This window comes from Pantoea sp. Pa-EAmG (genome assembly GCF_030024295.1).
Lineage (GTDB): Bacteria > Pseudomonadota > Gammaproteobacteria > Enterobacterales > Enterobacteriaceae > Pantoea > Pantoea dispersa.
On the sequence record NZ_JASEWO010000011.1, the window covers coordinates 17,167 to 29,847 of the forward strand.

A 12,681-nucleotide genomic window follows, 5' to 3' on the forward strand; every position below is an offset into this window, starting at 1 on the left:
AGCAGGCTATCAAACCGGTGAATGGAGGGTATAAGCGCGCGGCGGCGTCGCTGCCGTTCAGAAGGGAATAAAATGGCTGCGGATCACCGTGGGGGCATCGGTAAAATGCACCACATCGGCCATCACCCTTTTGGTTTGTTCGGACTCCAGCGCCCGGTTGACATCCTGCTGACAGGCAAACGTGTAAACACCGATGGAGAGCCAGCCGCTGCGGTCTGAAGCGGGATAGAACGCTTCCGCCGAAATGAGCCCATAATCCTGCCAGCACGCCAGCGCCAGCGGCAGGTGCGTGTGGGTATAATAGTCGCGGTCAAAGCGATGGGTTTCATCGCCGACGCACACCACCATCATCTGATGCATCCTTTTCTCCCGTTAACGCATGCCGCCTGACGCCATCATCACCTCGCCCGTCACCCATCCGGCATCGTCGGAAGCGAGATAAGCCACAATCGGCGCAATATCCTGCACCTGGCCAATACGGCCAAGCGGCGTCTGGCTTTCGTTCCAGCGCTGAAACTCCGATCCCATCGCGCCGGTGCTGTGCGTGCCTTCGGTTTCGATTAACCCCGGATTGACCGCGTTGACGCGGATGCCGCGCGGACCGAGTTCGCGCGCCAGCACGCCGGTAATGGCATCAATCGCGCCTTTGCTGCCGCTGTAGATAGCGCTCCCCGCCAGAAATACCCGCGTCACAAATGAGCTGATATTGATAATGCTGCTGCCCTTGCCCAGATGTGGCACCGCGGCGCCTGTCACCAGCAGCGGGCCGAGCACATTGATGTCAAACTGCTTGCGATACAGCGCTTCGCTGCTCTCTTCAATCTTCGCAAACTGATACACACCGGCATTGTTCACCACGATGTCCAGCCGGCCAAACTGCGCGAGGGTAGATTGAATGAGTGCCTCAACCTGCGGCTGATCGGTGACATCCGCTGCCAGCGCCACCGCCGTGCCACCGGCGGCCTCAATAGCGGCGACCACCTTATCCGCCCCGTTTTTATCCGCGGCATAGTTGACGACGATCTCTGCGCCGTCGGCGGCCAGCTGGCGGGCAATTGCCGCGCCAATGCCTTTAGATGCGCCGGTTACGAGGGCGACTTTGTCCTGAAGCTTCTTCATGTTCTGCAATCCTCAATCAGTTCAGTCTGGATGATGCCGTTATGGTGATAGCTACAAAGTTGTTTGAGAACTGCCATTTTTGTATATTCGACGTTCATTTTTGAACGGGGCGAGCGCAATGGAATGGAGCGATGTACGGATCTTTCTGGCAGTGATGCGCAGCGGATCCTATGGCGAGGCCGCGCGCCGGCTCGGCGTCAGCCATCCGACCGTGGGTCGTCGCATTAAGGTGCTGGAAGCGCAGGCCCATCAGGCGCTGTTTCGCCGCACGCCGGATGGCCTGGTGTTAACTGATGCCGGTGACGCCGTGCTGGGCCTGGCGGAAAGCATGGAAAATGCTGCGCTGGCGATGGAGAGACGGCTTGCGGGCAATCACCCGCGACTGGAAGGTATTTTACGCATCTCCTGTGCCGAGTGGTTTGCCACCGCCGTGCTGGCGCCGGTACTGAGCGAGCTGACACAGCGCCATCCCGCTATCGTGCCGGAAATCATCGCCAGCTACCGTTTGCTCAATCTGTCGCGGCGCGACGCCGACGTGGCTTTTCGCATTGTGCCTTTTACCGAGCCGGATATTGTCCAGCGGCGCCTGATGAGCATGCCCTATGCGTTATACGGCACGCCTGAAAATGCCCGCGCATTGCAACACGACCCCGCCTCAGTGGGGCTGATCCTGATGAATACCGCACAAGCCCATTTTCCGGACGTCGTCTGGCTGCTCGATCAATTTCCACAGTCACAGCGGGCTTTTACCAGCACCAGCCGGGCGGTGCAGGCGCAGATGTGCCGGCGCGGCATGGGCGTGGCGGTGTTACCCCAGCCGCTGGGCGATGCCACCGCCGGACTGCAGCGGATTCCTACCCCACAGCCGCCGCCTTCACGCGATATCTGGGTAGGCTATCATCAGGATCTGCGGCACATGGATCGCCTGCGCGCCATGCTGGATATCGCCGATGCGCTGCTGATTGCGAAGTAACTGTCGCAGCGATTAGCGCAGCAATTCAGGCAGGCCTCAGACCCGGCAACGGCTCTATGCTGCGCAGCGCATTTTCCATCAGTCTGGCCAGCAGGTTTTGCGCGTTCGGTTCAGTCTGGCTGCCACTTTTTTGTTCCAGCGTAACGCCCAGCGCGCCCAGTGGCGGCAAAACATTGCCGGCGCTCACCAGGTTAGCGGGCATGCCGACCCGCGTGCGCACGGTGATCCCCAGACCGGCCCGCACCGCCGCCCAGATGCCGCTCAGGCTATGGCTGACAAACACGATTCGCCATGCAATGCCCGCCCGGTCCAGACTGTCGATGGCGCGCGAGCGCATCAGGCAGGGATTATCAAACATCACCAGCGGCAGCGGTTCGCCCTGGCTTATCATCGCGCTGACGTCGCAGTCGGGGTGGGCGATCCACTCCAGCGGGAACTGGCCGATCAACACGCCTTTACGCTGCAGCGGTTGTGCCTGCCACAACAGCGCCATATCAAGAGCATCGCTGTCCAGCGCTGCAAGCAGCTCCTGATTACGCGCCACGCGGGCGATAATCTGCAGCCCGGGATGGTGACGTGTAAATTCGCCCAGAATACCGGGCATCAGAGTGTCACCAAAATCTTCCTGCATGCCCAGGCGCACTTCCCCCTGCAGCCCTACACCGCTGAAGGTGCACAGTGCTTCGTCGTTCAATGCCAGCAGACGGCGGGCATAACCCATCATCACTTCCCCCTCACGGGTTAACGCCAGATGACGCCCGCTTTTCTCCACCAGCTTGCTGCCACATTGCTGCTCCAGCTTTTTCAGCTGGGCGCTGACCGCCGAAGTGGATCGACAGAGCCGCACGGCGGCCTGCGCAAAACTGCCACACTCCATGCCGGTGACAAAACTGCGCAGCGCATCGAGATCCAGCGTCTGAGCTAACTTTTGCATGATCGTCCTGATTTATGGGATGAATGACGGTGTTTTATTTGATTTTCAGGATGGTTATGTTTCGCCACAATCGCGGCTGAGTCAATACGGAGAAACATCATGGCAAAAACACTCGATAGTAAAACGCTGGCGCGCATCGCGCCAAAGCTGGCCGAACTCAGTCAGCAGGTTCTTTTCGATGACATCTGGCAACGTGACGCGCTTACGCCGCGCGAACGCAGCCTGATTACGCTGGCCGCACTGACGGCGCTGGGGCGGGTGCAACAGCTGCCGTGGCATATCGAATTCGCGCTACAGAATGGCCTGGCACGAGAAGAGATCGTCGAAGTGTTCACCCATCTGGCCTTTTATGCCGGCTGGCCGGCGGCGGTGTCAGCGCTAAGCTGTCTGGAAGAGGCGTAACCCTCATGCCTTTTACCCGCATCATACTGCGTCAGGGTTATAGCGACGCGCAATTAACGCAGATTTCCGACATCCTGCAACAGAGTCTGGAGGACGAATTTGCCGTTCCACCCGGCGACCGCTTTCAGGTATTTGAAGAACTGCCGGCGCGGCTAAGGGTGTTTGATCGCCACTATAAAAGTCGCGGGCGTTCAGAGAATTTTGTTCAGTTCATGATTACTGCGGGCAAGCCGCGCAGCCGCGAACAGAAGCACAAGCTGTGTCGCAGATTGTGTCAGCAACTCTCGCAATCGCTGGATATCGATCCGCAGGATGTGATGGTGATTATTCAGTTTAACACCGTCGATGACTGGAGTTTCAGCGACGGATGTCTGATGTCCGAAGAAGCGCGTTTCCACGAGTAACATAGTCAGTATTGCTGGCAGCGCAGGTTAGCGCGCTGCCAGCAATCACTGTACGGCTTCAGTGATGGGCTGTGGAGATTAAAAATAACAACTCATTGACGACCAGCAGATTGCAAAGCGGCGCGCTGGCGGTCGCGCGTGAAGATCTGCCACGTCACCGCGTCATCACTCAGGGTAAAAATAGCCGTGGCGAGGGTATTTTCCTCATCCGGATCATGCGGCGACAGCCGGTAAATCGGCAACGCTGCATCCTGCTGATCCGATAAAATCGCCCTGGCCGCCGCGCCATCTACCGCCGTTTGCGTCGTCAGCCATGTCTCCAGACGCTGCTGGCGCGAGCCGGAACTGGCGGTGACCACCTGTTCGACGGCGGCAAGCTGCGGGTGAATAAGATGGTTAGCGTGCCCGAAAGGCGCAGTCAGTGCGATCACTGAACAGCCTGAGCCTGTCGCTTCAATACTGATCAGGCGGCTATCGCCCTGCTGCCCCAGCGTATGGTGAAACGCGCCGGCGCGCGGTATGGCGCTAAGTATGGCGATCGCTTCATCCAGCGTGGTCGCGTTCAGCGACGCGCGGGCAATGATCTGGCGCGGCACGCCATCCGGACGATGCTGTGCGCGAATGTTATTGACGGTATTAACGATGCCCTTCTCATTAACGGCAAAAGTATGACCGCAAAGTGATGCCGGATAGGCGAAGCTGGTGAACGCGAGCCCGTCATCGGGGGTCACGGTGACCAGCGCACAGTCGTCACGCAGCTGGGGAAAACCATCTTCGTTGTGCGCAATGATCAACTCCCCGCTGGCACTTTTCCCCGCCACCGTGGTGCAACCATCCGAAGTTGAACGCACCAGATCGCCCCGGCAGTTCCACGCAAACACCTCGTCAATCGGTGCCTGTAATCCTTCAGCCAGTCCTTCCAGCTCCTGCCAGATCAGCGGGAACTGGCGCTGAACCCGCGCGCGCATACTGCGGATTTGCTGCGTATCTTTCATGGCGGTGACCGTTTGCCAGAGACGGGTATGTCTGAGTTTGTTATGCCAGGCATCACGGCCAAAGTCACCGAGTTGCTGACCAATAACAAAAGCCGAACCACGGAAGTCGAGTTTTTTCATAGCGTTATTTCACTTCATTTCAGGATACATGTTGCAAAAATTCTTTCAGACACGGATTACGGCTGGCAGTCAGCAGCATATCAGGTGGCCCATCTTCGACAATGGTACCGCCATCAATAAAGATCAGCCGCGAAGCCACATCGCGGGCAAAGCCAATCTCATGCGTCACAATCACCATGGTCATGCCCTCTTCAGCCAGCGAGCGCATCACTTTCAGCACTTCATGACGTAACTCCGGATCCAGCGCGGAGGTCGGCTCATCGAACAGCATCATTTTCGGCCTGACGGCCAGTGCCCGGGCAATCGCCACGCGCTGCTGCTGGCCCCCTGAAAGTTCAGACGGATAATGGCTGGCGCGATCGCGCAAGCCAACGCGCTCCAGCAGCGCCAGCGCCTGCTCGCGCGCCGCGGCTTTCGTTTGATGACGCACGCGAATCGGGCCGAACATCACGTTCTCCAGTGCAGTCAGATGCGGGAACAGGTGGAACTGCTGAAACACCATGCCGGCTTCGCGGCGGATATCACATTCATTCGCATGCGGATCGGTGATATGCATTCCGGCGACCAGCAGCGTCCCGGATGAGATCTCTTCCAGTTTGTTGATGCAGCGTAGCAGCGTTGATTTTCCTGAACCTGAAGGGCCGATAATCACCACCACCTCGCCGGACTCAATTTTTAAATTGATATTGTGCAGGACCTGCGTGGCACCGAAATTTTTCGACACTGCGTTAAATTCAACCATGCTCATAAAATATGGATCCTTTTTTCCAGCTGCTTCAGTAAAAAGCTCAGGCATAACGTCACCAGCAGATAAATCATGGCCACCGCCGTCCACACTTCCAGCGCACGGAAATTACCCGCAATGATCTCCTGCCCCTGACGCGTCAGTTCTGCCACGCCAATCACAATAAACAGTGAGGTATCTTTAATACTGATAATCCACTGGTTACCTAAAGCCGGAATCATGCGGCGTAACGCTAAAGGCATGATGACATACCACAGCGTACTGCGCTGCGATAAGCCCATCGCCAGACTCGCTTCTTTAAAGCCTTTATTGATTGAGAGGATCGCGCCCCGGGTAATTTCAGCAATGTAGGCACCGGAGTTAATCACAATGGTCACGATCGCGGCGGTGACGGGATCAATTCTTATCGGCAACACCATCGGTAGTGCAAAATAGATAAACATTACCTGCACCATGATGGGCGTACCGCGAATAAGCTCGACAAAAATAAGTGACAGCGTTTTGGCGATTTTTCCGCCCAGAGCACGGCAGGTTCCCGCCAGTAAGCCAATAATAAAACCGCCCAGCAGACCTGACAGCGAAATAATCAAGGTCAGCTGCAGCCCCTGCAGCAGTAGCGGCAGAGATTCCCAGATATATTTACTGTCAAAATTCATAATTTAACCTGTAAACGCTAAATAAGGCCGGAGGGCTCCGGCCTGGCAGGATTATTTCGGCTGCTTAGCAAACCATTTCACGTAGATTTTGCTGTAAGTCCCATCCGCGCGCAGGGCCTGCAGCGCGGCGTTGATCTTAGGTGTCAGGCTGCTGTTTTTCTGCATGGCAAAGCCATACTGCTGCGGCAGAATCGTGTCGTTTTCACCGCTGGCTTTGACTTTGCCATCGCCCGCCGTTTTCACGTAGTACAGCACATTGGGCGAGTCATGGACCACCGCATCAAGGTTGCCGGCCTGCAAATCCAGATAGGCGTTGTCGATATTAGGAAACTCAACATAATTTGCCTTGTATTTACTTTTCATAAAGCTGGCTGCGGCCGTGCCCTGTTTCAGACCCACTTTCTTGCCGGTTAAATCGCTGAATTTCTTAATGCTGTTATCATCGCTTTTGACAGCCATTAATAAGTCGGCATCATAATAACCGTTGCTGAAATCCACCACCTGCTTACGCGCATCGGTAATGGTAATGCCTGCCATCGCGACATCCAGATTCCGCGATTGCAGCCCCGGAATCAGGCCACCAAAGTCCATTGGGTGTAATTCATAGCTGATATGCATTTTCTTCGCGATGGCATCCCATAAATCAATGTCAAAGCCGACGTATTTATCACCTTGCTTAAATTCAAAAGGAACAAAAGCCGTATCAACCCCGACGGTTAATTTCTCCTGCGCCGCAGCGGTAAAACTGGCGGAACAGGCAACCAATGCCAGTGTAACTTTTAATTTATTTAAAAATGCAGACATAATAACCCTCAGCGTCAGTAATGTAGCGTGCAATGATTGTCATCCAGCGAAATAACCCGGCGGACATGGTCAAAGAAGGTGGTTAATATAATGGGCGTATCAGGTACGCCCGGAGTAATGCGACAACTTATGCAGGAAGCAAGTGATCCTGCGTAAAGGGTACCGGCGTCTGTGCGCCGTTCATGATCATCGAGAGAAAACTGTAATAGCCGTTAATGCCTATCAAATCCACCACGCCCTTCTCGCCCCATAATTCGATGGCTTGCTGCCAGGTGGCATCACTGATTTTCTGTTGCTGATGTAACTGCTGGCAAAACTGATAAATCACCCACTCATCAGGCTGCAAATCCGCGGGCTGACGTTTTTCATTGATGGCCTGCACTGCTGCAGCAGAAATCCCCTTTTCGCGCGCTATCGGCGCATGGATTGCCCACTCTACCGGCTGTGACCAGTGCCTTGCCGTCATTAAAATCGCCAGTTCCGATAACCGCTGGCCCAGCGCACTGCGATAGCGCAGATATTCCCCCATACGCTGTGCATGTGCCATTAACTCTGGGCTGCGCAGCAGCGGCTCAAACGGAGGTAGCAGCGCACCGCGCGGCCCGTTGATAATCTCTTCCGCGAGCGGACGTTGCTGCTCATCCCAGTCCTGCTCCGCCAGCGGCGGTAATCGGTTAATCATAATTTGCCGGTCTCTTCACGTATCACGGTGTTCAGCGTATCCACGACAAAATCCAGTTGTTGCGGGGTGACGATAAACGGTGGGGCAATTAAAATATGGTCGCCATATTGCCCGTCCAGCGTGCCGCCCATCGGATAGACCAGCAAACCGCGCGCCATACAGTTGGCCTTGATGGCTGCGTGAAGTTTCATCGCCGGATCGAACGGGGTTTTTGTGGCTTTATCACGCACCAGCTCCACACCGGCAAACAAGCCGCGGCCGCGCGTATCACCCACGTGCGGTAACTCCCCCAGCACGTCGCGAAGCGCCTTGTGCAGATAAGCGCCCTGCTGCTGAACCGCCTCCAGCAGATGGTCGCGCTCAATCACCTGCTGTACTGCTAACGCCGCCGCAGCGGCTGTCGCATGACAAATATAAGTGTGTCCATGCTGGAACAGACCGCTGCCAGCCTGCAGCGCAGACACGATCTTCTCACTGGCCAGCACCGCGCCGATGGGTTGATAACCGCCACCCAGTCCTTTGGCGATGGTGACCAAATCAGGTACCACGCCATCCTGTTCGAACGCGTGCAGTGTGCCGGTACGCCCCATTCCGCACATCACCTCATCGGCGATAAACAAAATGTCGTACTTTTCGCACAGGCGACGTACACCCTGCAGATAGCCCGGCGTCGGCGGCGTGGCACCGCTGGTCGCACCGACCACCGTCTCCGCGCAGAAGCCAATAATCGTTTCCGGGCCCGCATCGACAATCGCCTGCTCCAGCTCGCTCAATAGCCGCTGGGTATACTGCTGCTGGGTTTCATCGGCACGGCGATCGCGATACTCATTGCAGGCGGAAACGCGAATCACGTCGATTAACAGGGGTGCGAACTGACGCCGGCGCCATTCGTTGCCACCCACCGCCAGCGCGCCCAGCGTATTGCCGTGGTAGCTCTGTTTGCGGGCGATGAAACGGGTACGCGCGGGCTGTCCGATCTCAACAAAGTATTGCCGGGCCAGTTTCAGCGCGGTTTCCACCGCCTCAGAACCGCCCGATACGAAATAGGCATAGTTAAGATCGCCCGGTGCGGTGCGCGTTAACTGTTCGGCGAGCTGTTCAACGGTATCGCTGGTGAAGAAACTGGTATGCGCATAAGCCAGTTGATCGATTTGACGATGCATGGCTGCGAGGACGTCAGGATGGGCGTGGCCCAGGCAGGAAACGGCGGCGCCACCGCAGGCATCAAGATACTGTTTTCCCTGTGCATCAAAAATGTAGGCCCCGTGTGCGCGCGTAGCCACGGCGGGCACGCTGCGCAGACTGCGGTGAATGATACGGCTCATGCTGGTCCTGCTCCTGAATACGCTTCGTTGTTGAAACGTATCTTGCAGGATCCATTTGAATCACGTCAACGCAATAATGATTCAATCGCATTCAATATTCTTATGACAGACACAAATGAATCATCTGTCAGGATTTGCCGGCATGCACGTAAGCGCCGGAATCGATTAAATAGCGTTCGGCATTTTCAATTTTACTGACCGCATCACGTCCATGACGGGCCACCAGCATCGCCAGCAGGCACTCTGCCAGGCCCATGCCAGAGACGACAGACGGGAAGAACGATGGGCTGTCCAGTGAAAACTGGAGCGAGCAATCAGCGGCCTGCGCCAGCGGCGAGACCGGTGAATCGGTGATGGCGATGATCTTTGCGCCCGCCTGCTGTGCTGCGCGCAATACATCAAGTGATTCGCGTGAATAAGGGGCAAAGCTGGTAAGCAACAGGCAATCGGCGGCGGTCAGTTCACGTGTGAAAACTTCGATGTTGCTCGCCAGACCATCCACCAGTGACACCTGACGATTGAACAGCCGATATACATAAAATAATGACCAGGCGATCGGAAAGCTGGCGCGGAAGCCGCAGATGTAAACATTGTCAGCCGCATCGAGTAAGGTCACGGCCTGTTCCATTGCCTGGCGGTTTTCGTTCTGCGTAAAGGCCAGGTTGGTCTGATGGGCCTGAAACATCGCATCATACAGCTGCGGTTGCGTGCCGGCGGCCACCAGCTTTTCCGCTTTCGAGACATAGGTATCATTGCGCAGGCCGATGTCATCGATGAATGCGTCTTTGAGTTCACTCCAGCCGTTATAGCCCAGCCGTTTCGCCAGGCGCAGCAGCGTTGCCGGTTTCACCCCGGCCTGCTGCGCAAAGGTGCGCATGGATTGCACCACCAGTTGATTGGCATTCTGCAGTGAGAATTCGGCAGCTCGCTGTAGTTCTGGCGATAATTCACTGAACTCGCGGACGATAGTTTCCTTTAGATTCATGGCAACGATTCACAGGCTTTGACGTTCAGGTATCTAAACACATTTGAGATCAAGACTCTAGGCGCGGATATCACACCGGAGTGACGGCCTGAAGCAGGGCGCGATGCATCGCGCCGCGACAATCAGGCTGCTCATGGTGGTTTACTTAACTGAGCGGCCTGTTGCTATGGAGGGCGAACCTGAGGTTAAAAATTTGCTTTATTGACGACTCAACACCAGTTTCAGTCCGGCAATGGCAAAACAGCAGGCTAATAGCGCATCTAATCCCCGGCGGATACGGCGGTAAAACGCGTTCATTGCTGCGGTGGAAAATATCAGCGCATAGCCGCAAAATACCGCGACGCAAATTGCCGCACAGCCGAGAATAATCAGCGGTAAGGTCGAGGCTGCGGCGTCCGGTTTGAGCGCGACGGACATGATTGCGACCCAGGTTAAAATGGCTTTAGGATTACCGACGTGCATCAAAATTCCCTGCCGAAATAACGCGCCATATGCAACGCGGTAATCGCTGATAACGGTTTTATCGGCAGCGGTGCGGGTTAACGCAGATTTACCGGCTTTGTACGACAGCCACAACAGATATAACCCGCCGCCGATTTTCAACACCAGCAGCAATTGGGCAAACGTCGCCAAAACGGTTAATACCCCGCAGGCCGCCAGCAGCGCCCACAGCATTGAGCCGCCAATTACCCCGCCCGCAAGCGCTAAGGCGGCACCGCGCCCTTTATTCATCGCCGTTCCCATAATCGCCATATTACTCGGACCAGGGCTGGCCGTTGCCACAAAATAAGTGGTGTAAATCAGCATTAATTCGTGTGAAAGCGCCATGATATCCTCTGCAGGTGAAATATCCTGAACCTGTTATATCGGCTTGCTCAGAAATTTACTATGTCTTGTTGATATGAAGAAATGCCGGACGCTGTTCTATTCTGTGGACTGCTGCATGAGCCAGGCTCTTACTTTTACCACGGCAGAACGCAGCAGCGCTTCGTGAGGCGTAATAAGCCAGTACGCGTGTCCGGTATTCAGCGTATTTGGAAACGGTGCCACCACTTCACCGGATGCCAGATTCGCCTGAACAAATCGTCTGCGCATCAGCGCTACACCCATGCCGGCAAGCATCGCCAGCCACGCCCCGCTGCCATCGCTATACAAAGGCCCTTTACCGGAATCAATATGCCCGACACCGGCTTCAGCGAGCCAGCGCTGCCAGTCTTCCCGGTGCATATCATGCAGTAACGTGACGCGACCGAGTGCGGCAAGTGCCGGCGGTTCCCCCAGCTGCTGCGCCACAGCAGGAATGCAGACTGCAAGGTAGTCGTCGTCGATCAGCTTCTCACTCACGCAACCCTCACAAAAACCATTACCATGCCGTACGGCCAGGTCGATACCATCCGTGGCGAAAGACTGAATGCGGGAAGTGGCACTGATGCGCAGGTCAATATCCGGACAGGCACGTTCAAAATCAGTCAGTCGCGGCAGTAACCAGTGAGTCGCAAATCCGGTGGTGCAGGCCAGCGTGATGGTATTTTTTTGTGTCTCTTGCACCAGCGTTTCAGTGGCTTCACGCATCAGGCTGAAAGCCGAAGCAATCGAGTAGTAATAGCCCTGACCGGATGCCGTCAGTGCCAGCTTGCGTCCATTTCGCTGAAACAGGGGCAGGCCCAGCTGCCGTTCCAGTTCCCTGATGTGCAGGCTGATCGCGCCGGGCGTGACGTGCAACTCCTGGCCTGCAAGGGTCATGCTGAGGTGCCGGGCAACGGATTCGAACGCCTTCAGGGCGTTAAGAGAAGGCAGGCTGTTTCGCATTGTTTAGTTTTCCTAAAAAACAGGCGGAAATTAAATCGTTTTTATTTCCTCTCCGTCAACGTTATTAATAGGCAAATAGCACGCGATGCCGTGTCGTTTTTATTCAAAAACTGTTGAGTTACAATGAAATTTTAAGAGAAATTACCGTTTCACGCATCACGCCTCCACACGGAAAAATGATCAGCGACCAGGCCCTTTATGGCAATTAACCTTTACCAGGCTTGAGTTTTTGTCGTGTCAGGGAGGCAATAAATGGAGACAGGATGCAGATGAAGGATATCGATGTTGGATTTACCCACGTTGCGTTTATGGTGAGGGATCTGGAGAAGAGCATGGATTTCTACCGCCGCTATGCAGGAATGAAGGTGATACACACCCGTGAACCTGACGTCCCGGCTGCCCGCAAGGTGGCATGGCTGAGCGATCATACCCGTCCTTTCGCGCTGGTTCTGGTGCAGGCGGATGACGTGTCAGATACGCCACTGGGTAAATTTGGACACTTAGGCATTGCCTGTGCGTCACGCGAAGAGATCGATCGTAAAACAGCGATGGCCGTCGCCGAAGGCGTGTTACGCAAAGCCCCCGAAGAGGCTGGCGAACCGGTGGGATATTACGTATTTTTTGCCGATCCTGATGGCAATACGCTGGAGCTGTCTTTCGGGCAGCGCGTCGGGCTTGAAGCGATACGCACCGCTCCCGGTTTACTTTAACTCGCCTGCACGCAGGCA

General features: G+C 55.7%; 16 protein-coding genes. 4 read left to right on the forward strand and 12 right to left on the reverse strand.

Annotated elements, in window-relative coordinates:
- Nucleotides 1–57 precede the first annotated feature (57 nt).
- Both QMM04_RS03055 and QMM04_RS03060 read right to left on the reverse strand, forming a co-directional pair.
- Nucleotides 58–360: an EthD family reductase gene (locus tag QMM04_RS03055; RefSeq protein WP_088517447.1), complete on the reverse strand. Its 303-nt coding sequence runs from the start codon at nucleotides 358–360 to the stop codon at nucleotides 58–60.
- A 12-nt stretch (nucleotides 361–372) separates the two neighbouring features.
- Nucleotides 373–1,119: a glucose 1-dehydrogenase gene (locus QMM04_RS03060; protein ID WP_282995617.1), complete on the reverse strand. Its 747-nt coding sequence runs from the start codon at nucleotides 1,117–1,119 to the stop codon at nucleotides 373–375.
- A 118-nt stretch (nucleotides 1,120–1,237) separates the two neighbouring features.
- Here QMM04_RS03060 and QMM04_RS03065 point away from each other — a divergent pair, with 118 nt between their 5' ends.
- Complete coding sequence (locus QMM04_RS03065) at nucleotides 1,238–2,092, forward strand: LysR family transcriptional regulator (protein WP_104093456.1); 855 nt, start codon at nucleotides 1,238–1,240, stop codon at nucleotides 2,090–2,092.
- A 25-nt stretch (nucleotides 2,093–2,117) separates the two neighbouring features.
- On the opposite strand, the gene QMM04_RS03070 is transcribed toward QMM04_RS03065, so the two are convergent.
- On the reverse strand, nucleotides 2,118–3,026 hold the full coding sequence (locus QMM04_RS03070) for a LysR substrate-binding domain-containing protein (RefSeq protein ID WP_282995618.1): 909 nt from the start codon (nucleotides 3,024–3,026) through the stop codon (nucleotides 2,118–2,120).
- A 99-nt stretch (nucleotides 3,027–3,125) separates the two neighbouring features.
- Between QMM04_RS03070 and QMM04_RS03075 the strand changes: the two genes are divergently transcribed.
- The gene (locus QMM04_RS03075) at nucleotides 3,126–3,428 is read left to right on the forward strand and encodes a carboxymuconolactone decarboxylase family protein (RefSeq protein WP_088517450.1); all 303 of its coding nucleotides are present in this window, start codon (nucleotides 3,126–3,128) and stop codon (nucleotides 3,426–3,428) included.
- A gap of 5 nt (nucleotides 3,429–3,433) precedes the next feature.
- Nucleotides 3,434–3,832, forward strand: a complete 399-nt coding sequence (locus tag QMM04_RS03080; RefSeq protein ID WP_021508831.1) for a tautomerase family protein — start codon at nucleotides 3,434–3,436, stop codon at nucleotides 3,830–3,832.
- A gap of 92 nt (nucleotides 3,833–3,924) precedes the next feature.
- Here the strand turns inward: QMM04_RS03080 and QMM04_RS03085 are convergent, their stop codons facing one another.
- The 9 genes from QMM04_RS03085 to gcvA form a co-directional block, all read right to left on the reverse strand.
- Nucleotides 3,925–4,947, reverse strand: coding sequence for a C45 family peptidase (locus tag QMM04_RS03085; protein WP_104093459.1), 1,023 nt, complete (start codon nucleotides 4,945–4,947; stop codon nucleotides 3,925–3,927).
- Between the two features lie 19 nt (nucleotides 4,948–4,966).
- On the reverse strand, nucleotides 4,967–5,689 hold the full coding sequence (gene glnQ, locus QMM04_RS03090) for a glutamine ABC transporter ATP-binding protein GlnQ (protein WP_282995627.1): 723 nt from the start codon (nucleotides 5,687–5,689) through the stop codon (nucleotides 4,967–4,969).
- A 2-nt stretch (nucleotides 5,690–5,691) separates the two neighbouring features.
- On the reverse strand, nucleotides 5,692–6,348 hold the full coding sequence (glnP, locus tag QMM04_RS03095) for a glutamine ABC transporter permease GlnP (RefSeq protein WP_021508828.1): 657 nt from the start codon (nucleotides 6,346–6,348) through the stop codon (nucleotides 5,692–5,694).
- A 51-nt stretch (nucleotides 6,349–6,399) separates the two neighbouring features.
- Nucleotides 6,400–7,152: a glutamine ABC transporter substrate-binding protein GlnH gene (gene glnH / locus QMM04_RS03100; RefSeq protein ID WP_058781013.1), complete on the reverse strand. Its 753-nt coding sequence runs from the start codon at nucleotides 7,150–7,152 to the stop codon at nucleotides 6,400–6,402.
- A 127-nt stretch (nucleotides 7,153–7,279) separates the two neighbouring features.
- Complete coding sequence (locus QMM04_RS03105) at nucleotides 7,280–7,834, reverse strand: carboxymuconolactone decarboxylase family protein (RefSeq protein WP_176428143.1); 555 nt, start codon at nucleotides 7,832–7,834, stop codon at nucleotides 7,280–7,282.
- The gene (locus QMM04_RS03110; protein ID WP_058758950.1) at nucleotides 7,831–9,159 is read right to left on the reverse strand and encodes an aspartate aminotransferase family protein; all 1,329 of its coding nucleotides are present in this window, start codon (nucleotides 9,157–9,159) and stop codon (nucleotides 7,831–7,833) included. The genes QMM04_RS03105 and QMM04_RS03110 overlap by 4 nt, the downstream gene beginning before the upstream one ends.
- 127 nt (nucleotides 9,160–9,286) lie before the next feature.
- Nucleotides 9,287–10,144, reverse strand: coding sequence for a MurR/RpiR family transcriptional regulator (locus QMM04_RS03115; RefSeq protein WP_282995619.1), 858 nt, complete (start codon nucleotides 10,142–10,144; stop codon nucleotides 9,287–9,289).
- Nucleotides 10,145–10,342: 198 nt separating this feature from the next.
- Complete coding sequence (locus QMM04_RS03120) at nucleotides 10,343–10,972, reverse strand: LysE family translocator (RefSeq protein WP_282995620.1); 630 nt, start codon at nucleotides 10,970–10,972, stop codon at nucleotides 10,343–10,345.
- Between the two features lie 96 nt (nucleotides 10,973–11,068).
- Nucleotides 11,069–11,953 (reverse strand): transcriptional regulator GcvA, encoded by an 885-nt coding sequence (gene gcvA / locus QMM04_RS03125; protein WP_275029606.1) that lies wholly within the window; start codon nucleotides 11,951–11,953, stop codon nucleotides 11,069–11,071.
- A 269-nt stretch (nucleotides 11,954–12,222) separates the two neighbouring features.
- Between gcvA and QMM04_RS03130 the strand changes: the two genes are divergently transcribed.
- On the forward strand, nucleotides 12,223–12,663 hold the full coding sequence (locus tag QMM04_RS03130; RefSeq protein WP_031279954.1) for a VOC family protein: 441 nt from the start codon (nucleotides 12,223–12,225) through the stop codon (nucleotides 12,661–12,663).
- Nucleotides 12,664–12,681: the final 18 nt, after the last annotated feature.

Excerpts from the sequence above, each read along its gene's own strand:
- QMM04_RS03055 (WP_088517447.1), bottom strand. The coding sequence starts at position 360 with ATGCATCAGATGATGGTGGTGTGCGTCGGCGATGAAACCCATCGCTTT.
- QMM04_RS03060 (WP_282995617.1), bottom strand. The coding sequence starts at position 1,119 with ATGAAGAAGCTTCAGGACAAAGTCGCCCTCGTAACCGGCGCATCTAAA.
- QMM04_RS03065 (WP_104093456.1), top strand. The coding sequence starts at position 1,238 with ATGGAATGGAGCGATGTACGGATCTTTCTGGCAGTGATGCGCAGCGGA.
- QMM04_RS03070 (WP_282995618.1), bottom strand. The coding sequence starts at position 3,026 with ATGCAAAAGTTAGCTCAGACGCTGGATCTCGATGCGCTGCGCAGTTTT.
- QMM04_RS03075 (WP_088517450.1), top strand. The coding sequence starts at position 3,126 with ATGGCAAAAACACTCGATAGTAAAACGCTGGCGCGCATCGCGCCAAAG.
- QMM04_RS03080 (WP_021508831.1), top strand. The coding sequence starts at position 3,434 with ATGCCTTTTACCCGCATCATACTGCGTCAGGGTTATAGCGACGCGCAA.
- QMM04_RS03085 (WP_104093459.1), bottom strand. The coding sequence starts at position 4,947 with ATGAAAAAACTCGACTTCCGTGGTTCGGCTTTTGTTATTGGTCAGCAA.
- glnQ (WP_282995627.1), bottom strand. The coding sequence starts at position 5,689 with ATGGTTGAATTTAACGCAGTGTCGAAAAATTTCGGTGCCACGCAGGTC.
- glnP (WP_021508828.1), bottom strand. The coding sequence starts at position 6,348 with ATGAATTTTGACAGTAAATATATCTGGGAATCTCTGCCGCTACTGCTG.
- glnH (WP_058781013.1), bottom strand. The coding sequence starts at position 7,152 with ATGTCTGCATTTTTAAATAAATTAAAAGTTACACTGGCATTGGTTGCC.
- QMM04_RS03105 (WP_176428143.1), bottom strand. The coding sequence starts at position 7,834 with ATGATTAACCGATTACCGCCGCTGGCGGAGCAGGACTGGGATGAGCAG.
- QMM04_RS03110 (WP_058758950.1), bottom strand. The coding sequence starts at position 9,159 with ATGAGCCGTATCATTCACCGCAGTCTGCGCAGCGTGCCCGCCGTGGCT.
- QMM04_RS03115 (WP_282995619.1), bottom strand. The coding sequence starts at position 10,144 with ATGAATCTAAAGGAAACTATCGTCCGCGAGTTCAGTGAATTATCGCCA.
- QMM04_RS03120 (WP_282995620.1), bottom strand. The coding sequence starts at position 10,972 with ATGGCGCTTTCACACGAATTAATGCTGATTTACACCACTTATTTTGTG.
- gcvA (WP_275029606.1), bottom strand. The coding sequence starts at position 11,953 with ATGCGAAACAGCCTGCCTTCTCTTAACGCCCTGAAGGCGTTCGAATCC.
- QMM04_RS03130 (WP_031279954.1), top strand. The coding sequence starts at position 12,223 with ATGAAGGATATCGATGTTGGATTTACCCACGTTGCGTTTATGGTGAGG.